Source organism: Azospirillum oryzae, from assembly GCF_900177515.1.
GTDB classification, from domain to species: Bacteria; Pseudomonadota; Alphaproteobacteria; order Azospirillales; family Azospirillaceae; genus Azospirillum; species Azospirillum oryzae_A.
Genome location: NZ_FXAK01000007.1, coordinates 1,013,574 through 1,032,444 on the forward strand (window position 1 = coordinate 1,013,574; position 18,871 = coordinate 1,032,444).

Here is an 18,871-nt window from a genome sequence, read left to right on the forward strand (position 1 = left end):
CGCCGCGTCTCCCGCCGCGGCCGGAGGGGGCGCCGGACTTGGCCCCGGAGTTAGCTATGCATCCATGTCATGGTGTGGCAGTGGCGGGCGGCACCGACATCTGGTAGGGTGCGGGCGTCTTTCGCCGCATTGCCGGCGCTGTCGTCGTTTGTGCATCCGCTACCGCACGCACCGGAGTTTTTGCCGTCATGACCGTCCGCACCGTGGCACTCGCTTCCGATCACGCCGGCTATGAGCTGAAGGCCCAGATCGCCCGGCAACTCGAGGACGCCGGCTACACCGTCCTCGACCTCGGTACCGACGGGCCGGCCTCGGTCGATTACCCGGATTTCGCCGCGGCGCTGGCCGCCGCCGTCACCGACGGCCGGGCGCAGCGGGGCGTGCTGATCTGCGGCAGCGGCATCGGCATCAGCATCGCCGCCAACCGCCATCCCGGCATCCGCGCCGCCCTGGTCCATGACGTGACCACCGCGCGCCTTTCGCGCGAGCACAACGACGCCAACGTGATCGCTCTCGGCGCCCGTGTCATCGGGCCGGAGATCGCCAAGGACTGCGTCGACGTCTTCCTGAAGACCGGTTTCGAAGGCGGCGAGCGTCACAGCCGCCGCATCGCCAAGATGGGCTGAGCGCGCCGTCGCGCCGCCTTTTCCTGGCCCCTTATTTGGCCGCCAAGGCCCGCAACCGGGACGCGACAGGGCCCGGAAAGACCCAACGGAAGCCGCCTGACCGGGCGTCCGGCCGGCTTCGCGCCCTTCGATCGAGGAACCTTCCGCCATGACCAGCAGCAACACCGCCGAGATCGGCCGCTTCTTCGCCGCCTCGCTCGCCGAGACCGATCCCGAACTGGCCCGCGCGGTGCGCGACGAGCTGGTCCGCCAGCAGGAGCAGATCGAACTGATCGCGTCCGAGAACATCGTCTCGCAGGCGGTGCTGGAGGCGCAGGGCTCGGTCCTGACCAACAAGTATGCCGAGGGTTATCCGGGCAAGCGTTACTATGGCGGCTGCGAGTTCGTCGACATCGCCGAGAATTTGGCGATCGAGCGCGCCTGCAAGCTGTTCGGCTGCGAGTTCGCCAACGTGCAGCCGAACTCCGGCTCCCAGGCCAACCAGGCGGTGATGCTGGCCCTGCTGCAGCCCGGCGACTGCGTGCTGGGCATGTCGCTGGCCGCCGGCGGCCACCTGACCCATGGCGCGGCGCCCAACATGTCGGGCAAGTGGTTCAAGGCGGTGCAGTACGGCGTCCGCAAGGACGACCACCTGATCGACTTCGATCAGGTCGAGGCGCTGGCCCGCGAGCACAAGCCGAAGCTGATCATCGCCGGCGGCTCCGCCTATCCGCGCGTTCTGGACTACCAGCGTTTCCGCGCCATCGCGGACGAGGTCGGCGCCTACCTGATGGTGGACATCGCCCACTATGCCGGCCTGATCGCCGGCGGCGTCTATCCGAACCCGTTCCCCTATGCCGACGTGGCCACCACCACCACCCACAAGACCCTGCGCGGCCCGCGCGGCGGCATGGTGATGACCAACAGCGAAGAGATCGCCAAGAAGATCAACTCGGCGGTGTTCCCCGGCCTGCAGGGCGGCCCGCTGATGCATGTCATCGCCGCCAAGGCCGTCGCCTTCGCCGAGGCGCTGCGTCCGGAGTTCAAGACCTACGCCCAGGCGGTGGTCGACAACGCCCAGGTGCTGGCCAAGACGCTGATCGGCGGCGGGCTGGACATCGTGTCGGGCGGCACCGACAGCCACATCGTGCTGGTCGACCTGCGTCCGAAGAACCTGACCGGCAAGGCGGCGGAAGCCAGCCTGGAGCATGCCGGCATGACCTGCAACAAGAACGGCGTGCCGTTCGACCCGCAGAAGCCGATGATCACCTCCGGCGTCCGTCTGGGCAGCCCGGCGGCGACCACCCGCGGCTTCGGCACCGCCGAGTTCAAACAGGTCGGCGAGATGATCGTCGAGACGCTGGACGGGCTGGCTGCCAGCAACTCCGGCGACAACACGGCGGTCGAGGCCGCGATGCGCGAGCGGGTGCGCGGCCTCTGCCGTCAGTTCCCGATCTATCCGACTCTCTAAGGCCCGACTCTCTGATCCGATAAGGTGATCGACAGATGCGCTGCCCGTTCTGCGGAAACGAGGACACCCAGGTCAAGGACTCGCGCCCGACCGAAGACAACTCGGCAATCCGCCGGCGGCGCTTCTGTCCCAGTTGCAGCGCCCGCTTCACCACCTTCGAACGCGTCCAGCTGCGCGAGCTGACGGTGGTGAAGAGCAACGGCCAGCGCGAGCCGTTCGACCGCGAGAAGTTGCTGCGGTCGATGAAGATCGCGCTGCGCAAACGCCCGATCGACGCCGACCGCATCGACCGGGTGGTGAACAGCATGGTCCGCCAGCTTGAGTCTTCCGGCGAGAGCGAAATCCCGTCGAAGCAGATCGGCGAGAAGATCATGGAGGCGCTGCAGACGATGGATCAGGTCGCCTACATCCGCTACGCCTCCGTCTACAAGGACTTCCGCGAAGCCTCGGACTTCAACGAGTTCGTGGAGCAGTTGGCGCCGGAAGCATCGCCGGGGATGTGAGTGGTCCGGTGCGGGGCGGGTGGTTTCCTGCCCCGCACCGACCCTTCAGCTGAATTGCGCCAGGATGGCCAGCAGCAGGATCGCCACGATGTTGGTGATCTTGATCATCGGGTTCACCGCCGGGCCGGCGGTGTCCTTGTAGGGGTCGCCGACGGTGTCGCCGGTCACCGCCGCCTTGTGGGCGTCGGAGCCTTTGCCGCCGTGGTTGCCCTCCTCGATGTATTTCTTCGCATTGTCCCAGGCGCCGCCGCCCGACGTCATTGAGATGGCGACGAACACGCCGGTGACGATGGTGCCCAGCAGCATGGCGCCCAACGCCGCGAAGCCTGCCGCCTGCCCGCCGATGGCGGAGATGACGAAATACAGAACCACCGGGGCCAGCACCGGCAGCAGCGAGGGGATCACCATCTCCTTGATTGCCGCCTTGGTCAGCATGTCCACCGCACGGCCGTAATCGGGCTTGGCGGTGCCCTCCATGATGCCGGGGATTTCGCGGAACTGGCGCCGCACCTCCACCACCACCGATCCGGCGGCGCGGCCGACGGCGGTCATGCCCATGGCGCCGAACAGGTAGGGCAGCAGGCCGCCCACCAGCAGACCGACGACGACATAGGGGTCGTTCAGCCGGAACTCGACCGGGATGTTCGGGAAGTAATGGCCAAGGTCCTGGACATAGGCGGCGAAGAGGACCAGGGCGGCCAGACCGGCGGAGCCGATGGCATAGCCCTTGGTCACCGCCTTGGTGGTGTTGCCGACGGCGTCCAGCGCGTCGGTGGTGACGCGGATGTTGGCGGGCATGTCCGACATCTCGGCGATGCCCCCGGCATTGTCGGTGACCGGCCCGTAGGCGTCGAGCGCCACCACCATGCCGGCCAGCGCCAGCATCGTCGTCGCGGCGATGCCGATGCCGAAGACGCCGGCCTGCCCGTGGGCGATCAGGATGCCGGCGCAGATGACGATCACCGGCAGGGCGGTCGATTCCATCGACACGGCAAGGCCCTGGATGACGTTGGTGCCGTGTCCGGTCTCCGACGCCTTGGCGACGCTGCGCACCGGGCGGAAGGCGGTCGAGGTGTAGAATTCGGTGATCCAGACCAGAAGCCCGGTGACGCCCAGCCCGACCAGGGCCGAGACGAACAGGTTGACGCCGGTGATCGCCGTGCCATCAGTCATCGGGATGGCGCGGGTAAAGCCGAACAGGATCGCGGTGACGATCAGGATCAGCACCAGCGACAGACCCGCCGCGACGGCCAGACCCTTATATAGCGCCTTCATGATGGCGTTGTCGGCACCGAGCTTGACCGCGAAGGTGCCGGCGACGGAGGCCAGGATGCACACCGCGCCGATCAGCAGCGGATAGACCAGCATCAGCCGCAACACGCCGCCGGTAAAGAAAATCGCCGCCAACAGCATGGTGGCGACGATCGTGACGGCGTAGGTTTCGAACAGGTCGGCGGCCATACCGGCACAGTCGCCGACATTGTCGCCGACATTGTCCGCGATGACCGCCGGGTTGCGCGGGTCGTCCTCCGGGATGCCGGCCTCCACCTTGCCGACCAGATCGGCGCCGACATCGGCGCCCTTGGTGAAGATGCCGCCGCCCAGACGGGCGAAGATGGAGATCAGCGAGGCGCCGAAGCTGAGCGCCACCAGCGCCTCCAGCACGGTGCGGACCTCCACCGGGTCGTTGACGTGGTAGACCAGCGTCAGGATGCCGAAATAGCCGCCGACACCCAGCAGCCCAAGCCCGACCACCAGCATCCCGGTGATCGCCCCCGATTTGAAGGCGATGTCGAGCGCGGGGGCGAGCCCGCGGGTCGCCGCCTCCGCCGTGCGGACATTGGCGCGGACCGAGACGTTCATGCCGATATAGCCGGCGCTGCCCGACAGGACGGCGCCGATCAGGAAGCCGAGCGCCACCGGAAAGCCCAGCGTCACCCACAGGATCAACAGCAGGACGACGCCGGCGATGGCGATGGTGGTGTATTGGCGGTTCAGATAGGCGCGCGCCCCTTCCTGCACCGCGGCGGCGATGGCCTGCATCCGGTCGGACCCCGGCGACGCGGCCATGACTTCTTTTCCGGTACGAAAACCGTAGGCCAGCGCAAGCAGGCCGGCGGCGATGATGACGATGAACGCTAGAGCCATCGCATCCCCCGATTGCTTTTAAGGACGCGCCCCGGAAAGGCTGGTCCCACCACGGATTCAAGTGGGGGAGAAGTCGGGCGCAAGTATTATCGGGAAAAGCATGCGCCCGGTGCCGCCGCTTTGCAACCGCCGCACGGGGAGCGGCGACGCGGCGAAATGGCCGAGGGTGGTCCTGACCTTTATGGGTAGTGCAGGGCTTCTGCACCGCAAAAAGGGTGCAAGTCGCGGGTGTTGTGCGGTGCGGTCAGAGATTGCGCTGCGTAACCGCCTGAACCAGCACGTCATAGACCGCGTCCTTGCCGACCACTTTGATGGCGGCCTCCTTCAATTTCGCCTTTACGGCAGGAATATTGACCAAAGCGCCGTTCAGGATCGACTTGTCGGCGATGCCGCCGTAGAGCGCGGTCAGGAAGGCGTCGGTCAGGCGCGGCTGGTTGGCCTGGACCATCGGCTGCTGCTCTAGGATCACCTCGACCGCCACCACCACGGTGACGAACTGCTCGACTCGGGACGGCCCGATCATCGGCACCACCAGCGGGGCCAGACGGACGAAGGCGGTGGGCGGCTTCGGCGGCGGCTCGACCTTCTTCGGCTCTTCCGGATGCGGGGTGAAGTATTTCTGATAGACGAACCAGCCGCCGAAGCTGGCGCCACCCAGCAGCACGATGCCGAGCACGAGGACGATCAGGGCCTTGACCACGGCAGCACACCTTACGCAGACGCAAATTCGCCGAACCCTGCGCCGGGGATGCTTTCGATTGTCTTAAATGCGCGGGATCGGCAAGGGCCGGTCAGAAATGGTCCCAGCCGCGCCGGGTCAGCGGCAGCGGCGCACCGGCCGCATCCAGCACGACCACCTCACCGGGTGTGCCGGGGCGGAGTTCGCCGACCTCGGTGATCGCGACGCCGCACTCTGCCGCCAGGGTTGCCAGGGCGTCACGGGCCGATGGCGGGGCGGTGAACAGAAGCTCGTAATCGTCGCCGCCGGTGATCGCCAGCGCCAGCCGGGCCGGATCGCCGTCGATGGCGCCGCGCGCCGCATCCGACAGCGGCACCGCATCGGCCCGCAGCAGGGCGGCGCAGCCGGATTCCTCGCAGAGATGGCCCAGATCGGCGACCAGACCGTCCGACACGTCCATCGCGCCGCTGGCCAGCCCGATCAGGCGCGGCCCGACGCTCATGCGCGGATCGGGCCGGCGCATCCGGCGCAGCAGATGGGCGCGGGTCTCTTCATCCGGGACGTCGAGGCGGCCATAGGCGATCTCCAGCCCCAGGGCGGCATCGCCGATGCTGCCGGTGACGAAGACGCGGTCGCCCGGCTGTCCGCCCCAGCGCGGCAGGGCGCGGCCGGTGGGCACCAGCCCGAAGGCGGTCACCGACAGGGTGATCGGGCCGCTCGTGGAAACCGAATCGCCGCCGGCCAGTGCGATGCCGAATTGCCGCTGGTCCTCGCCCAGGCCGGCGGCGAAGCTCTCCAGCCACGACTCGTCCAGCCCGCGGGGCAGGGCGGTCACCAGCGTGTAGGCCAGCGGCTCCGCCCCCATGGCGGCGATGTCGGACAGGTTGCTGCGCATCAGCTTGGCGGCGATGTCGGCCGGCGCGTCGTCGGGGAAGAAATGCACCCCGGCCACCATGGCGTCGGTGGTCACCACCAACTCCCGCCCCTCCGGCACCCCGAACACGGCGGCATCGTCGCGCAGGCCGCGGGCGCCGGGGAACCCGGCGGCCAGCGGCTTGAAGAAGCGGGCGATGCGGCCGAACTCGCCGAGGTGGTGGCTTTGAGATGTCACTCCTCGCCCGCGCTACGGCCGGGATCGGGCTTGGCGAGGTCGTCGGCGCGCAGTGCGCGGGCGACGTGATCGAGAACGCCGTTCACCATCGCCGGCTCGCGGCCGGAGAAGAAGGCGCGGGCGACGTCGACATACTCGCTGATGAGGATGCGCGGGTGGGTGTCCATGTGGACCGCGATCTCATAGGCGCCGGCGCGCAGGATGGCGCGCAGCAGCAGTTCCAGCCGGTCGAGCGGGAAGCGCGGGTCAAGCGCGGCGCCCAGCACCCCGTCGACCTCGGCCCGGCGGTGGACGACGCCGCGGACGATGTCGGCGAACAGCTGCGGATCGCCGGCGACGAACTTGTCGCCGTCGATCTCCTCACCCAGCCGGTGGGCGACGAACTCGCCGACGACATTCTCGACCGGGGCCTGGGCCAGATCGATCTGGTACAGCGCCTGGGCCGCGGCCAGACGGGCGGCCTTGCGGCGCGCCTTGGCGGAGCCGCCGCCGGTCTTGTTCTTGCGGGACTTCGATTTGCCCTTGGAGTCGCCGCCCTTGGGGGCGTGATCGGGTGTCACGGGGCTGCCCGCGTCGTCGTTGCTCATGATCTGCAGTCGCTAAAAGAGAGGAGATGTCGGGATCAGCGCGGATAGAGGCGGAATTTGCGCTTCAGGTCAATCATGTCAAGACAGGCCCGCGCGGCGCGGCCGCCCATATTGACCGATCCGACATTGGCGCGCGCCCAGGCCTGCTCGCGGTTTTCCACCGTCAGGATGCCGTTTCCGACCGCCAGACTGTAGCGCAGGGCCAGATCCTGCAAGCCGCGGGCGCTTTCGGCGCAGATCGTTTCATACCGCGTCGTCTCGCCCCGGATCACGCAGCCCAGCGCGACATAGCCGTCGAAGCGCTTGCGGGCGGTGAAGAAATCCATCGAGCGAATGGCGTACATGATTGCCGCCGGAAGCTCCAGACAGCCGGGCACGCCATAGCGGATGTGCGTGGCGCCGGCGCGGTCCAGTTCCGCGACGGCGCCACGCGCCAGCTCATCGGCGATGTCCTCGTGGACGCGGGCGTCCACGACCATGATGTGGGGCGTGTCGGTCATCCGGCGGCGACCAGTCCCTTTCTCAGTCGTCGCCCGGCTCGGCGGCGCCCGGATTGATCGCGCGGTGGCCGACCACGGTCAGGCCATAGCCTTCCAGCCCGATGATCGGCTTCTTGCGGTTGGAGATCAGCTCCATCTTGCGGACGCCCAGATCCAGCAGGATCTGCGCGCCGATGCCGTAATCGCGCAGCTCGGGCACGCTGCTGCCCTGACCTTCCAGCCGGGCCTTCAGCGTGACCGACAGGCCGTTCGGGTTCGGCTCGCGCAGAAGCACGATGACGCCGCGGCCTTCCTTGGCGATCAGCTCCATCGAGGCGTGCAGGTCGTTGTCGCGGCCGGAGTTGCGGTCGCCCAGCACGTCGTCCAGCACCGATTGGGCATGCATGCGGACCAGCACCGGCTCGTCGCCGGAGATGTCCCCGCGGACCAGCGCGATGTGCTCGGCATACTGGATCTTGTTGACGTAGACGTAGGACTGGAACCGGCCGCCGTAGCGGCTGTCCAGCGTGCCGGCCAGCACCTGCTCGACGATGGTCTCGGTGCGGCGGCGATAGGCGATCAGGTCGGCGATGGTGCCCACCTTCAGCCCGTGGAACTGGGCGAACTGCACGAGGTCCGGCAGGCGGGCCATCGTGCCGTCATCGTTCATGATCTCGCAGATGACCGCCGAGTTGGAATGGCCGGACAGGCGGGCGATGTCGACCGACGCCTCCGTATGGCCGGCGCGGACCAGCACGCCGCCGTCGCGCGCCAGCAGCGGGAAGATATGGCCGGGGGTGGCGAGGTCCTGCGGGCCGGACGCCGGGTCGATGGCGACGGCGATGGTGCGGGCGCGGTCGGCCGCGGAGATGCCGGTGGTCACCCCCTCGCGCGCTTCGATCGAGACGGTGAAGGCGGTCTGGTGACGCGAGGCGTTCTGCTGCGCCATCAGCGGCAGGCGCAGCCGTTCGATGTTCGGCCGGTCCATGGTCAGGCAGATCAGGCCGCGGCCATGCTTGGCCATGAAGTTCACCGCTTCCGGCGTGGCGCAGGAGGCGGGGATCACCAGATCGCCCTCGTTTTCCCGGTCCTCGTCATCGACCAGGATGAACATTCTGCCCTGACGCGCCTCTTCGATGATCTCTTCGGCGCTCGACAGGTATTGGTGAAACTCGGACGTCATTCCTGCCCCGCGAGCCGGGCGACATAGCGCGCCAGCATATCGATTTCGAGATTGACCGGATCGCCCTCCTTCAGCCCGCCGAAGGTGGTGGCGGTCTGGGTGTGGGGGATGATGTTGACGCCGAAGCGGCTGCCCTCGACCTCGTTGACGGTCAGCGACACGCCGTCGATGGCGACGGACCCCTTCGACGCGATGTATTTGGCGAGGGTGGCCGGCGCCTCGAAAGTCAGGCGCAGCGATTCGCCTTCGGGGCGGATCGAGACCAGCCGGCCGACGCCGTCGACATGGCCGGACACGATGTGCCCGCCCAGCTCGTCGCCGACCTTCAGCGCGCGTTCCAGGTTGACGCGCGTGCCGGGTTCCCAGCCGCCGAGCGTCGTCTTCGACAGGGTTTCCCCCGACGCCTGGATGACGTAGGTCCCCGGTCCCTTTTCGATGACCGTCAGACAGACGCCGTTGTGGGCGATGGACGCCCCGATCGCGATCGTCTCCGTGTCGAAGGCGGTCTCGATGGTGAACCGGGTGTCGCCCTGCCGCTCCACGGCCCGGACGCGCCCGACATCGGTGATGATTCCGGTGAACATGGCGGGGAATTTAGCAGGTTTCGCGGCCAGGGGAAGCGCGCGCGACACCGCGAACGGCGCAACGGTCTGTTGCGTCGGTCAGACCGATGCCTTGCCGGGGATCCGGCGGTAGCTTTCGGCCAGATCGACGCCGGCGCTGCGGACGGCGGTGCGTTCGAAACGCGCCACTGCGGCCAGCGCCTCGACTCCGAAGCCGGCAACCGCCGGCAGCCCGTCGCCGCCGATCAGCGAGGCGGCGCGGAACCACTCCAGCCTGTCGACCAGACCGGCGCCAAGCAGGGCGCCGGCGATGGACGCTCCGCCCTCCACCAGCACGCGGGTGATGCCGCGGGAGGCGAGGGCGGCCATTGCGGCGGCCGGATCGACCTGTCCGTTGGCACCGGCGACCGGGATCACCTCGACGCCGAGCGCGGTCAGCGCCGCGGCACGGGCGGGGTCGGGGGAGGGACCGGTGACGACCCAGGTCGGGATGCGGCCGGCACCGGTTGCGAGCTTCGCCGTCGGCGGCAGGCGCAGGCTGCTGTCCAGCACCACGCGCACCGGGCTGCGGTCTTCCAGGCCGGGCAGACGGCAGGTCAGTTCGGGATCGTCGGCCAGCGCGGTGCCGATGCCGACCAGGATCGCGTCGTGGCCGGCGCGCAGCCGGTGCCCCCAGGCGCGGGCGGTGGGGCCGGTGATCCACTGCGACTCGCCGGTCGCGGTGGCGATGCGGCCGTCCAGGGTGCTGGCGACCTTCAGCGTGACCAGTGGCCGGCCCAGCGTGATGCGGTTGAAGAAGCCCTCGTTGAGGGCAAGCGCCTCGGCCTCGCAGACGCCGGTGACGACCTCGATACCGACGTCGCGCAGCCGGGTCAGACCACCGCCGGCAACCCGCGGGTCGGGGTCCTGGCAGGCGACGACGACGCGCGCCACCTTCGCCTCCACCAGCGCCAGGGCGCAGGGCGGCGTCCTGCCATAGTGGTTGCAGGGTTCCAGCGTGACGTAGGCGGTGGCGCCTTCCGCTCCGCCGGAAAGGCTGCGGGCGCGGGCCAGCGCCTCCGTCTCCGCATGCGGCCGGCCGCCGGGCTGGGTCCAGCCGCGGCCGATCACCGCGCCGTCGCGGACCAGAACGCAGCCGACCGCCGGATTGGGCCAGGTGCGCCCCAGCCCGCGCGCGGCGAGCGTCAGGGCGGCGCGCATGTGGCGCAGGTCGGTGTCTGTATCGGGATGAGCGGTCACGGAGGGCCAGGCTGTCGGCTAAGCGATCAGCTGCCGGGGCCCTTGCCCTTGGTGTCCTTGGCGGAGAAGCGGCCGACGTTGCCCATCATCTGCTCCAGGAAGCCCATCTCGCGGCCGGCGGTCGGGGTGGTGCGCTCCACCAGATCGACGTCCTGGCCTGCCGACTTGTCGAGCGTCTTGATCTCGCGCAGGACGCCGTTGTCGTCGAAATGGGCGACGACAACGCGGCGCTCGGTCACTTCCGGCTCGAAGAAGGCGGTCTTCTCGGTCTTCTGGCCGATGTAGTACCAGACGTTCGGATCGAAGGTGCCGACCGAGGTCGGCGTGCCCAGCACCGCGGCGACGTCGTCGCGCCGGCTCTGGCCCGGCTGCAGCTCTGCCACCAGCTGCGGGTCCGTCAGGTTGCCGCGGGTGGCGACGACGGGCGAGCAGCCGGTCGCGGCGAGGCCGGCGAGCAGGACGCTGCCCAGCAGGGCGGTGCGAATGACGGTGCGGGGGGCGGAAAAGTTCGATCTGGTCATGGTGCTCGGGCTATGATGGAGCCGGCGGGGCAGGGAGGCCGTCCACGGCTGTGGACAGTCTCCGGACGGGACAATCGCACCGGCTGCTTCGCCCTGTCAACGAGACTCCGAGTCGGGGAAGGGCTGCCGTTCGTGTCAGGAAGCTTTATCGGCCGTCTGCTGGCCCCTTTGATGTCCGGCATCGGCGGCGGCACCCGTGCCCGCAACGCCACGGCGGTGGGTGGGCTGTTCACCGCCATCGTCGGCCGGGCGCGCGAGCCGGCCTTCTACAGTGCGCTCGCCGTGCCCGATACGCTCGACGGGCGGTTCGAGATGGTGGCGCTGCATCTGCTGCTGGTGATGCGCCGGCTGAAGGGGCAGGGCGCGGAGGCGGGCAAACTGTCGCAGCGCCTCTATGAGACGATGGTCGACGATTTCGAGAAGTCGCTGATGGAGATGGGGGCCGGCGACAGCGGCATCGCCCGGAAGGTCAAGACGATGGCGCGTGGCATGGCCGGGCGAATCCGCGCCTATGACGAGGCGCTGGCCGACTCCGGCGACGGCAGGCTGGAGGTGGCGCTGGACAACAACCTCTACGGCACGGTGGACCCGGTGCCCGACGGGGTGCTGGCGGCCATGACCGGCTATGTCCGCGCCTGCGCCGCCGCGCTCGACGCCCAGCCGCTGGAGTCGCTGATGCGGGGGGAGGTCCGCTTCGCGCCGCTGCCGGCGTGAGGCTCACACTATATATGAGGGACGCTGTGGGCCGTCCGATGCCGGAGGGCTTGCCTTTCCGGTCCGGCGGCTGCATGTGACTCAAGAAGATGCCGGTCGCCTGTCGCGCCGGCCGTTTCGGTTTCCGATCAGAGAGTCTTTCGCCATGAGTCCTGCCAACGGTGCCCTGCCGGCCCCGGAATTCTCGCGCATCGTCACCGCCGACGCGGTGCGCCGCGCCGACGTGACCGAAACCATCGAAGCGACGGAGACGGAGCGCAAGGCGCTGGCCGAACGGCTGGAGCTGGAGGCGATCGGCAGCCTGACCGCCACGGTGAAACTGCGCGCGGTGCGCGGCGGCCAGATGATCCGCGTCTCCGGCCAGCTGGAGGCCGATGTGGTGCAGACCTGCGTCGTCACGCTGGAGCCGGTGCCCGCCCATGTCAGCGAGAGCTTCGATGCGCTGTTCGCGCCGCCGTCGATGATCGAGGACCAGGGGCTGGAGATCGATTTCGACCCGTCCCTGTCGGACGAGGACATTCCCGAGCCGATGGAGAACAACCGAATCGACATCGGCGAGCTGACGGCGCAGCACCTGTCGCTGGGCCTCGACCCCTATCCCCATGCCGAAGGGGTGGAATTCGAAGGCTACGACGAGGATCCGGCGGAGGAAGAGGTGGCGGAAGAGCCCGAGAAACCCAATCCCTTCGCCGTTCTGCAGCAGTTGAAGTCGCGGAACTGAACGCACTGTTGCTTTCCCCGCCGCGGCTTGTATAAGGGCCGGCATTTCCACCCCCACCAATGAGCGGCGCGGGGTTGCGAAATGGGGGTTGTTCGGGCTTGCCCTTTGGGGGCATTTGCCTTATTGAATGCCGCTCGCGCTGGGCGGCCCCTGTTCGGGCCGCCCTTTCCAATGAAGAGAGTTTACGGTCATGGCTGTTCCGAAGAAGAAGACCTCCAAGTCGCGGCGCAACATGCGTCGTTCGCACCACGCTCTGCCGACCTCGGCCTACAACGAGTGCCAGAACTGCGGCGAGCTGAAGCGTCCGCACCACGTCTGCGGGTCTTGCGGCCATTACGACCAGCGTGAAGTGGTTCAGAGCGGCACCGCGGCCGCTTGATCCGGATCGCGTTGTCTGAGGTCCCGATGACCGGGGGCGCTGGTCGCCCCTGCCGGGGTCCAAGCCGGGGAGCCTGTTCGCGGTGAGCCAGCGCCTGACCATCGCCCTGGATGCCATGGGTGGCGATCACGGTCCCGACATGGTCGTGGCCGGGGCGGACATCGCGCGGGAGCGCCATCCCGACGTGCGCTTTCTGCTGTACGGCGACCAGCAGCGGCTTGAACCGCTGCTGAACCAGCGGCCTGCGTTGAAGGCGGTGGCGGAAATCCGCCACACCGCCGACTTCGTGGCCGGTGACGCCAAGCCGGCAGTCGCGCTGCGCGCGGGTCGCCAGTCCAGCATGCGGCTTGCCATCGACGCCGTCGCGGCGGGCGAGGCTGCCTGCGTGGTGTCGGCCGGCAACACCGGCGCCCTGATGGCGATGGCGAAATTCGTGCTGAAGACGCTGCCGGGCATCGACCGGCCGGCGATGGCGTCCTTCTTCCCGACGCAACGGGGCGAGAGCGTGATGCTGGACCTCGGCGCCAACGCCGAATGCCAGCCGGAAAACCTCGTCCAGTTCGCCGTGATGGGGGCCGTCTTCGCGCGCGCCATCCTGGGCCTGCCGGAGCCGTCGATCGGTGTGCTGAACATCGGATCGGAGGACATGAAGGGCAACGAGGTGGTGCGTGCCGCGGCGGCCAGCCTGCGCGACATGCCGCTGCCCGGCCGCTTCCATGGCTTCGTCGAAGGCACGGACATCGGTCTGGGTACGGTCGACGTCATCGTCACCGACGGCTTCACCGGCAATGTCGCGCTGAAGACGGCGGAGGGCACGGCCAAGCTGTTCTCCGAGTTCCTGCGCCGGACTTTCGCGACGTCGCTCCTGGCCCGGATCGGCTATCTGCTGGCACGGGGCGCCTTCAAGCGCTTCCGCGAGCGGATCGACCCACGCCGCTACAACGGCGCGATGTTCCTAGGCCTGCGCGGCGTCTGCGTGAAGAGCCATGGCGGCACCGACGCGGTCGGCTTCGCCAATGCCGTCGCGGTCGCCGTCAATCTGGCGACGCATGGCTTCAACGAACGCATCAAGGAAGAGATGGGGCGCATAGCCGACGCGAACCCTCTTCCCGACACGAAGGCGGCGGCGGGCTGAACAATGGTCATGCGTTCCCGAGTTCTGGGTTGCGGTATCTTCCTGCCGTCCAACGTCGTCACCAACCAAGATCTGGAACAGCGGGTCGACACGTCGGACGAATGGATCGTCCAGCGTACCGGCATCAAGTCCCGCCACATCGCCGCGGAAGGGGAGAAGACCTCCGACCTCGCCATCGCCGCGGCGACCCGCGCGCTGGAGCATGCCGGCGTGCCGGCCGGCAGCATCGACTGCATCATCCTGGCCACCACCACGCCTGACAACACCTTCCCGGCCACGGCGACCAAGGTGCAGGCGGCGCTGGGGACCAAGGGCTTCGCCATGGACATCCAGGCGGTCTGCGCCGGATTCGTCTATGCCATGTCGGTGGCCGACAATTTCCTGCGCAACGGTCAGGCCAAGCGCGCCCTGGTGATCGGGGCGGAGACTTTCTCCCGCCTTCTCGACTGGAACGACCGCACCACCTGCGTGCTGTTCGGCGACGGCGCCGGCGCGATCGTGCTGGAGGCCTATGAGGCCAAGGGCGATTCGTCCGACCGCGGCGTGCTGTCCACCCACCTGCATTCCGACGGCAGCCAGTACGACCTGCTCTATGTCGACGGCGGCGCGTCGTCGACCGGTACCATCGGTCATGTCCGCATGCACGGGCAGGAAATCTTCCGCCACGCCGTGTCCAAGCTGTCGGCGGTGGTGGAGGAGGCTCTGGTCGCCAACGGCCTGGAGTCGACCGACATCGACTGGATGGTGCCGCACCAGGCGAACCGCCGCATCATCGACGGCCTGGCCCGCAAGATGAAGCTGTCGCCGGAAAAGGTGGTGCTGACGGTGGATCGCCACGGCAACACCTCGGCCGCGTCGATCCCGCTGGCGCTGGGCGAGGCGGTTGCCGACGGCCGTATCAAGCGCGGCGACCTGATCCTGATGGAAGCCATCGGCGGCGGCCTGACCTGGGGGTCGGCGCTGGTCCGCTGGTAAGCCCGGCGCTCCTTCCCCGTTTCCCCGTCAGCATGCTGCGCTGCAACCCCGGCCGGACTTCGGCCGGGCCGTTTGCGGCTGCCAAGCTTTTGAATTGACGGACCTTCTTCCCCCGGATTACCGTCTTCGCAATGGTTGCGGGGGGAGGTCGAACAATGTCGCAAAACACCGTCACGCGCGCGCAATTGAGCGAAGCCGTCTATCAGGAAGTCGGTCTTTCGCGCAATGAATCGGCCGATCTGGTCGAAACCGTCCTGGACGAGATTTCCGATGCGCTCGCCCGGGGGGAGATGGTGAAGATCTCCTCCTTCGGCAGCTTTCAGGTCCGCCAGAAGGGCGAACGAATCGGCCGCAATCCCAAGACCGGGGAAGAGGTGCCGATCCTGCCGCGCCGCGTCCTGGTCTTCCGCGCCAGCCATGTGCTGAAGAACCGCATCAACGAGGTTCAGGAGGGTGGGGCGCCGACGCCCGCGCGGGCTCTGTCCTGACGCCGGCCCTTTCCGATGATTCGGATGTCCCGTCCATCGCCGTGCCGTGCCGCCCAGCGGACTGTCGCCTCCGGTCTTCGTTTGGTGGCGGCCTGATCCGGTCATGAAATCCGCCACGGCCTATCGCACCATCAGCGAGGTGTCGACCGACCTCAACGTGCCTCAGCATGTGCTGCGGTTCTGGGAGACGAAGTTTCCCCAGATCCGTCCGCTGAAGCGCGGCGGCGGCCGGCGCTATTACCGGCCGGAGGATGTCGAGCTTCTGCGGCGCATCCAGGCGCTGCTGTACGAGGACCGCTACACCATCAAGGGCGTCCAGCGCTTGTTGAAGGAAGGGCGGATGTCCGATCCGACGCCGCCGCTGCCGGAGGACACGGATGATGGCGGCGACGCGGCGGATGTCGAGGCCTTCGCCGGGGACGGGTCCGATGACGGCGGGGAGGGCGGTGCCGATCACCCGCCGCTGCCCGATGCCGTGCGTCACGAGATCACCATGGTGCTGGACGAGCTGAAATCGCTGCGATCGGTGCTGTCCCGCCTGTCCGAAATAGGGAGCAAAAAAAGCTGAAAAATCATCACGGGAGATGTTGCATCGGCAAAAGCCCGCGGCTATAGTCCCGTTCCCTTCCGGAGCCAAGCCGCAAGCACTGCGGTGAAGTTGACGGAGCGTAGCGCAGCCTGGTAGCGCATCAGACTGGGGGTCTGGGGGTCGCAGGTTCAAATCCTGTCGCTCCGACCAGTTCCGGAAGGACCGGAAAAGCCTTGGAACCCAACGGTTCCAAGGCTTTTTCTTTGCCCGCCTCATCGGCTGCCAGTGCGTCATCTATCGGCGCCGTGTGGAACTCTTGTGTGGAAGTCGGGCCGGTTCCCACACGCAGTGCCGCCATGGTCGCCGCCTCCACAGCTTGACGGGCGGCGGCATCGGCGACGCGCAGATAGCGCCGCGTCGTCTCATAGCTCTTGTGTCGGGCGAGCTGCTGGGTGACCGCCGCCGGCGCGACATGGGCGACCGCGGTGACGAAGCTGGCCTTGGTGTCGTGGAAGCGGTGCTTCAGCCCCACCTTCTCCAGCGCGGTCCGCCAAGCCCGCTTCGGGTTCTTCACCGGCTTGCGCTCCCCCTTCGCCCCATGCTGGTAGGTCAGCAGGTGGGTGACCCTCCATTCCCGCGCCTGCCGCACCAGGTGCGTCAGCAGCTCCATCGCCTCCGGATTGGCCGGGATGAACTCGGCACGGTTGGCCTTGGTCGAGGCTGCCTCAAGCCAAACCCCACGCTGCTGAAAATCGACTTGGTCGATGGTCAGCCCGAACACCTCCGCCTTGCGGAACCCCATCAGGCGGGCCAGCAACATGCCGTCGCGCAGATGCGGCGGCGCGGCCGCCATGATCGCCTCGAGATCGCTGTCCGAAACCGGGCGGGGCAGGTGCTGCGCCTCCGTCAGCTTGGGCACCTTCGGCAGCTCGGCCAGCAGCAGGCGGCCGGCGCCGTCGCGCAGCGCGTGGGCGATTCGCAGCGCTTCCCCCAGAGTCACCAGATAGCGGTTGATGGTCGAGTCGGCGCGGTTGCGATCGGTCGGATGATAGTGCTTCAGCCGCTCTTCCGGCGTGCGCGCCTTCGGCCCGCCCTTGTAGACCATCACCGGCTGCGATCGCGCCCAGGCGATGTATTCCCAGATCCGCTGTTCGGTCAGCTCGGCCACCGCGGTTTCCGGACCGAAGAAGTGGATGAGGTCCGCCACATAGACACGCTTGTTCGGCCAGTCCTTCAGCGCCTGCTTGCGCGTGGCATAGGCGACGAACATCTGCGCGACGGTGAAGACCGTCGGCGCGGCCGACGCAGGCTTGGACTTGAGGGCTGTCGCATGCACCAGCGCCTCGCATCGGCGCGCTTCGGTCTTGTTGGTCGCCGGCTGCCCAGTGTCCGGATCGACGCAGTAACCGCTGTATCGGGTGCCATCGAGTCGGAAGTCGTAGCGCCAGCGATTGCGCGCCTTGTCATGGAAAACGGTCATGTGTCCGCGATCTAGGGTTTGGCAGGGGAGACCATGATGCCGAGTGCCGCCAGTTGGGCAACAGCCTCGCGGTGCGCAGGTGTCGGCGGACGTCTGTGCGCCGGCGCGGCCTTCGTCGCGACGCCCGGCCCCTGAAGCTTTTGACGTTCCTGGTAATCCCGGATGCTGGAGACGTAGACGCGCACCCCACGCTTCCCGAGTCGATATCCCTGCAATTCCTTCTGCCGCACCAGCTTCCGCACGGTCGACTCGTCGGCGCCCATTGTCCGGGCGGCCTCCGCGACGGTGATCGACCGCTCGACTCCGATGATCGGCGGCATCGAGGCCGGATCCAAGGCAGTGCGGACGGTCATGCCGGACCTCCTGTGTGCGGATCGGCAAGAGGCACCGCCGGCAGCGCCCGCGTCGGTCCGCCATGCACCAGCAGGTAGGCGATGGTGGAGGGGACGGCGACCACAAGCACGGGGAAGGTGGCGTGCGGGTAGTGGGCGGGGATGTCCACGTTGTAGACGCCGGGGGTGAGGATGTCGCAGATGACCGGCACCTCGTCCACGGCGAGGATGACCAGCCGCTCGCCCCGGCGGAACTGGATGCGCCGGACGTCGGCCGGGGTGTCGAACCGTGCGGCGTGGCACATCTGCCAGTCGGTGGCCTCCAGGGTTGGGATCACGGCAGTTCCTCCCGTGCCAGTTCGGCGCAGTCGCGGTGATAGCGTGCGGCGGACAGCAGACGCAGGCGGCGGGAGGGAAGGCCGGTGTTTCCCGCCTCCAGCTCGGCCCGGCCGGCTTCCTCCAGATGCCATCGGGCCAGACTGGCGATGGCAGCGGTTTGTTGCCCTGCGCAGGTCACGTCAGTTCCTCGTCCGATCGGCCGCGAACCCGCGGCCATTGGCTCGGCGCTCGCGACCGAGGAAGTCCAGCACGGCGACCGGCGCGGTGTAGGTCTGAAGGAAGAGACGGACCAGGGCAGTCAGCGGCAGTTCGTCGGCGTGGAACCGCTCATGCACTGCGCTGATCAGGACGTCCCGGTTCGCGTATCCTTCCGCTTCCGCTATGTGGTCCAGTAGCAGCCACGACGTCACATCGAGTCGCATGGAGGTCCGATGCACGGTCCAGCGGTTGTTGACCACCACGTTATAGGTGACCAACGGCGTTGAGCCCTTCTTCGGCAGAGCCGGATCCATATGCCGTAAGGTGCTCTCCAGCTTTTCGGAGTGCGACGGCGCGAAGGATCGGTCCATGGATACGTTCTGCGCCCCGGCACGACGCTGAAGCGGGGCCTTGATGGAGACATCCATCATCCTTTACCTCGTGCGTGATTCGACGCACATTGTCCGAATTATTTTCGGACAGGTCAACGGC

General features: G+C 67.9%; 24 protein-coding genes and 1 tRNA gene. 11 read left to right on the forward strand and 14 right to left on the reverse strand.

The annotated features are described in order from the left end of the window. Positions 1-188: 188 nt before the first annotated feature. From rpiB to nrdR, 3 genes are all read left to right on the forward strand, one after another. The gene (gene rpiB, locus B9N97_RS17275; protein ID WP_085088868.1) at positions 189-626 is read left to right on the forward strand and encodes a ribose 5-phosphate isomerase B; all 438 of its coding nucleotides are present in this window, start codon (positions 189-191) and stop codon (positions 624-626) included. A 148-nt stretch (positions 627-774) separates the two neighbouring features. After that, positions 775-2,076 carry a serine hydroxymethyltransferase gene (glyA, locus tag B9N97_RS17280; protein ID WP_085088870.1) on the forward strand — a complete coding sequence of 434 codons (1,302 nt, stop codon included), beginning with the start codon at positions 775-777 and terminating at the stop codon, positions 2,074-2,076. Between the two features lie 35 nt (positions 2,077-2,111). After that, complete coding sequence (nrdR, locus tag B9N97_RS17285) at positions 2,112-2,579, forward strand: transcriptional regulator NrdR (protein ID WP_014247245.1); 468 nt, start codon at positions 2,112-2,114, stop codon at positions 2,577-2,579. Positions 2,580-2,624: 45 nt separating this feature from the next. On the opposite strand, the gene B9N97_RS17290 is transcribed toward nrdR, so the two are convergent. The 9 genes from B9N97_RS17290 to B9N97_RS17330 all read right to left on the reverse strand — a co-directional run bounded on the left by B9N97_RS17290 (position 2,625) and on the right by B9N97_RS17330 (position 11,089). Next, positions 2,625-4,727 carry a sodium-translocating pyrophosphatase gene (locus B9N97_RS17290; RefSeq protein ID WP_085088872.1) on the reverse strand — a complete coding sequence of 701 codons (2,103 nt, stop codon included), beginning with the start codon at positions 4,725-4,727 and terminating at the stop codon, positions 2,625-2,627. A gap of 244 nt (positions 4,728-4,971) precedes the next feature. Beyond that, complete coding sequence (locus B9N97_RS17295) at positions 4,972-5,427, reverse strand: hypothetical protein (protein ID WP_085088874.1); 456 nt, start codon at positions 5,425-5,427, stop codon at positions 4,972-4,974. Between the two features lie 91 nt (positions 5,428-5,518). Next, the gene (gene thiL, locus B9N97_RS17300) at positions 5,519-6,517 is read right to left on the reverse strand and encodes a thiamine-phosphate kinase (protein WP_085088876.1); all 999 of its coding nucleotides are present in this window, start codon (positions 6,515-6,517) and stop codon (positions 5,519-5,521) included. Continuing rightward, complete coding sequence (gene nusB, locus B9N97_RS17305; protein ID WP_085088878.1) at positions 6,514-7,104, reverse strand: transcription antitermination factor NusB; 591 nt, start codon at positions 7,102-7,104, stop codon at positions 6,514-6,516. The genes thiL and nusB overlap by 4 nt, the downstream gene beginning before the upstream one ends. Before the next feature lie 35 nt (positions 7,105-7,139). Further along, complete coding sequence (gene ribH / locus B9N97_RS17310; RefSeq protein WP_012973639.1) at positions 7,140-7,604, reverse strand: 6,7-dimethyl-8-ribityllumazine synthase; 465 nt, start codon at positions 7,602-7,604, stop codon at positions 7,140-7,142. 22 nt (positions 7,605-7,626) lie between these two features. Continuing rightward, positions 7,627-8,766, reverse strand: a complete 1,140-nt coding sequence (gene ribB, locus B9N97_RS17315; RefSeq protein ID WP_085088880.1) for a 3,4-dihydroxy-2-butanone-4-phosphate synthase — start codon at positions 8,764-8,766, stop codon at positions 7,627-7,629. Beyond that, complete coding sequence (locus B9N97_RS17320) at positions 8,763-9,350, reverse strand: riboflavin synthase (RefSeq protein WP_085088882.1); 588 nt, start codon at positions 9,348-9,350, stop codon at positions 8,763-8,765. Before B9N97_RS17320 ends, ribB begins: the two co-directional genes overlap by 4 nt. A gap of 78 nt (positions 9,351-9,428) precedes the next feature. Next, on the reverse strand, positions 9,429-10,568 hold the full coding sequence (ribD, locus tag B9N97_RS17325; RefSeq protein WP_348520089.1) for a bifunctional diaminohydroxyphosphoribosylaminopyrimidine deaminase/5-amino-6-(5-phosphoribosylamino)uracil reductase RibD: 1,140 nt from the start codon (positions 10,566-10,568) through the stop codon (positions 9,429-9,431). Positions 10,569-10,594: 26 nt separating this feature from the next. Then, entirely contained in the window at positions 10,595-11,089 is a 495-nt protein-coding gene (locus B9N97_RS17330; RefSeq protein ID WP_085088886.1) for an outer membrane protein assembly factor BamE, read from the reverse strand. A 132-nt stretch (positions 11,090-11,221) separates the two neighbouring features. Here B9N97_RS17330 and B9N97_RS17335 point away from each other — a divergent pair, with 132 nt between their 5' ends. The 8 genes from B9N97_RS17335 (at position 11,222) to B9N97_RS17370 (ending at position 16,240) form a co-directional block, all read left to right on the forward strand. Further along, a complete protein-coding gene (locus tag B9N97_RS17335) occupies positions 11,222-11,803 on the forward strand; it encodes a ubiquinol-cytochrome C chaperone family protein (protein WP_085088888.1) in 582 nt (193 codons plus the stop codon). A gap of 145 nt (positions 11,804-11,948) precedes the next feature. Continuing rightward, entirely contained in the window at positions 11,949-12,524 is a 576-nt protein-coding gene (locus tag B9N97_RS17340) for a YceD family protein (protein WP_085088890.1), read from the forward strand. Between the two features lie 190 nt (positions 12,525-12,714). Then, positions 12,715-12,903 (forward strand): 50S ribosomal protein L32, encoded by a 189-nt coding sequence (gene rpmF, locus B9N97_RS17345; RefSeq protein WP_085088893.1) that lies wholly within the window; start codon positions 12,715-12,717, stop codon positions 12,901-12,903. An 82-nt stretch (positions 12,904-12,985) separates the two neighbouring features. Then, a complete protein-coding gene (plsX, locus tag B9N97_RS17350; protein ID WP_085088895.1) occupies positions 12,986-14,038 on the forward strand; it encodes a phosphate acyltransferase PlsX in 1,053 nt (350 codons plus the stop codon). A 3-nt stretch (positions 14,039-14,041) separates the two neighbouring features. Further along, entirely contained in the window at positions 14,042-15,013 is a 972-nt protein-coding gene (locus tag B9N97_RS17355; protein WP_085088897.1) for a beta-ketoacyl-ACP synthase III, read from the forward strand. Between the two features lie 155 nt (positions 15,014-15,168). Continuing rightward, complete coding sequence (locus B9N97_RS17360) at positions 15,169-15,501, forward strand: integration host factor subunit alpha (protein ID WP_085088899.1); 333 nt, start codon at positions 15,169-15,171, stop codon at positions 15,499-15,501. A gap of 103 nt (positions 15,502-15,604) precedes the next feature. Then, the gene (locus B9N97_RS17365; RefSeq protein ID WP_085088901.1) at positions 15,605-16,069 is read left to right on the forward strand and encodes a MerR family transcriptional regulator; all 465 of its coding nucleotides are present in this window, start codon (positions 15,605-15,607) and stop codon (positions 16,067-16,069) included. A 94-nt stretch (positions 16,070-16,163) separates the two neighbouring features. Continuing rightward, a tRNA-Pro gene (locus tag B9N97_RS17370) sits at positions 16,164-16,240 on the forward strand. On the opposite strand, the gene B9N97_RS37035 is transcribed toward B9N97_RS17370, so the two are convergent. From B9N97_RS37035 to B9N97_RS17395, 5 genes are read right to left on the reverse strand one after another with little or no spacing between them, the layout of a single operon-like run. Beyond that, positions 16,191-17,510 (reverse strand): tyrosine-type recombinase/integrase, encoded by a 1,320-nt coding sequence (locus B9N97_RS37035; RefSeq protein WP_085090633.1) that lies wholly within the window; start codon positions 17,508-17,510, stop codon positions 16,191-16,193. The genes B9N97_RS17370 and B9N97_RS37035 overlap by 50 nt on opposite strands. Before the next feature lie 11 nt (positions 17,511-17,521). Beyond that, entirely contained in the window at positions 17,522-17,863 is a 342-nt protein-coding gene (locus B9N97_RS17380) for a helix-turn-helix domain-containing protein (protein ID WP_085088904.1), read from the reverse strand. Beyond that, a complete protein-coding gene (locus B9N97_RS17385; protein WP_085088906.1) occupies positions 17,860-18,180 on the reverse strand; it encodes a hypothetical protein in 321 nt (106 codons plus the stop codon). The genes B9N97_RS17380 and B9N97_RS17385 overlap by 4 nt, the downstream gene beginning before the upstream one ends. Further along, positions 18,177-18,359, reverse strand: a complete 183-nt coding sequence (locus B9N97_RS17390) for a hypothetical protein (protein ID WP_085088908.1) — start codon at positions 18,357-18,359, stop codon at positions 18,177-18,179. Before B9N97_RS17390 ends, B9N97_RS17385 begins: the two co-directional genes overlap by 4 nt. A gap of 1 nt (position 18,360) precedes the next feature. Then, positions 18,361-18,810, reverse strand: a complete 450-nt coding sequence (locus tag B9N97_RS17395) for a ribbon-helix-helix domain-containing protein (RefSeq protein WP_244560754.1) — start codon at positions 18,808-18,810, stop codon at positions 18,361-18,363. Positions 18,811-18,871 lie beyond the last annotated feature (61 nt).

What these genes read in the sequence shown, in the direction of transcription:
- rpiB (WP_085088868.1), top strand. Translation starts at nt 189, where the DNA reads ATGACCGTCCGCACCGTGGCACTCGCTTCCGATCACGCCGGCTATGAG.
- glyA (WP_085088870.1), top strand. Translation starts at nt 775, where the DNA reads ATGACCAGCAGCAACACCGCCGAGATCGGCCGCTTCTTCGCCGCCTCG.
- nrdR (WP_014247245.1), top strand. Translation starts at nt 2,112, where the DNA reads ATGCGCTGCCCGTTCTGCGGAAACGAGGACACCCAGGTCAAGGACTCG.
- B9N97_RS17290 (WP_085088872.1), bottom strand. Translation starts at nt 4,727, where the DNA reads ATGGCTCTAGCGTTCATCGTCATCATCGCCGCCGGCCTGCTTGCGCTG.
- nusB (WP_085088878.1), bottom strand. Translation starts at nt 7,104, where the DNA reads ATGAGCAACGACGACGCGGGCAGCCCCGTGACACCCGATCACGCCCCC.
- ribH (WP_012973639.1), bottom strand. Translation starts at nt 7,604, where the DNA reads ATGACCGACACGCCCCACATCATGGTCGTGGACGCCCGCGTCCACGAG.
- ribB (WP_085088880.1), bottom strand. Translation starts at nt 8,766, where the DNA reads ATGACGTCCGAGTTTCACCAATACCTGTCGAGCGCCGAAGAGATCATC.
- B9N97_RS17320 (WP_085088882.1), bottom strand. Translation starts at nt 9,350, where the DNA reads ATGTTCACCGGAATCATCACCGATGTCGGGCGCGTCCGGGCCGTGGAG.
- B9N97_RS17330 (WP_085088886.1), bottom strand. Translation starts at nt 11,089, where the DNA reads ATGACCAGATCGAACTTTTCCGCCCCCCGCACCGTCATTCGCACCGCC.
- B9N97_RS17340 (WP_085088890.1), top strand. Translation starts at nt 11,949, where the DNA reads ATGAGTCCTGCCAACGGTGCCCTGCCGGCCCCGGAATTCTCGCGCATC.
- rpmF (WP_085088893.1), top strand. Translation starts at nt 12,715, where the DNA reads ATGGCTGTTCCGAAGAAGAAGACCTCCAAGTCGCGGCGCAACATGCGT.
- B9N97_RS17355 (WP_085088897.1), top strand. Translation starts at nt 14,042, where the DNA reads ATGGTCATGCGTTCCCGAGTTCTGGGTTGCGGTATCTTCCTGCCGTCC.
- B9N97_RS17360 (WP_085088899.1), top strand. Translation starts at nt 15,169, where the DNA reads ATGTCGCAAAACACCGTCACGCGCGCGCAATTGAGCGAAGCCGTCTAT.
- B9N97_RS17365 (WP_085088901.1), top strand. Translation starts at nt 15,605, where the DNA reads ATGAAATCCGCCACGGCCTATCGCACCATCAGCGAGGTGTCGACCGAC.
- B9N97_RS37035 (WP_085090633.1), bottom strand. Translation starts at nt 17,510, where the DNA reads ATGACCGTTTTCCATGACAAGGCGCGCAATCGCTGGCGCTACGACTTC.
- B9N97_RS17380 (WP_085088904.1), bottom strand. Translation starts at nt 17,863, where the DNA reads ATGACCGTCCGCACTGCCTTGGATCCGGCCTCGATGCCGCCGATCATC.
- B9N97_RS17395 (WP_244560754.1), bottom strand. Translation starts at nt 18,810, where the DNA reads ATGATGGATGTCTCCATCAAGGCCCCGCTTCAGCGTCGTGCCGGGGCG.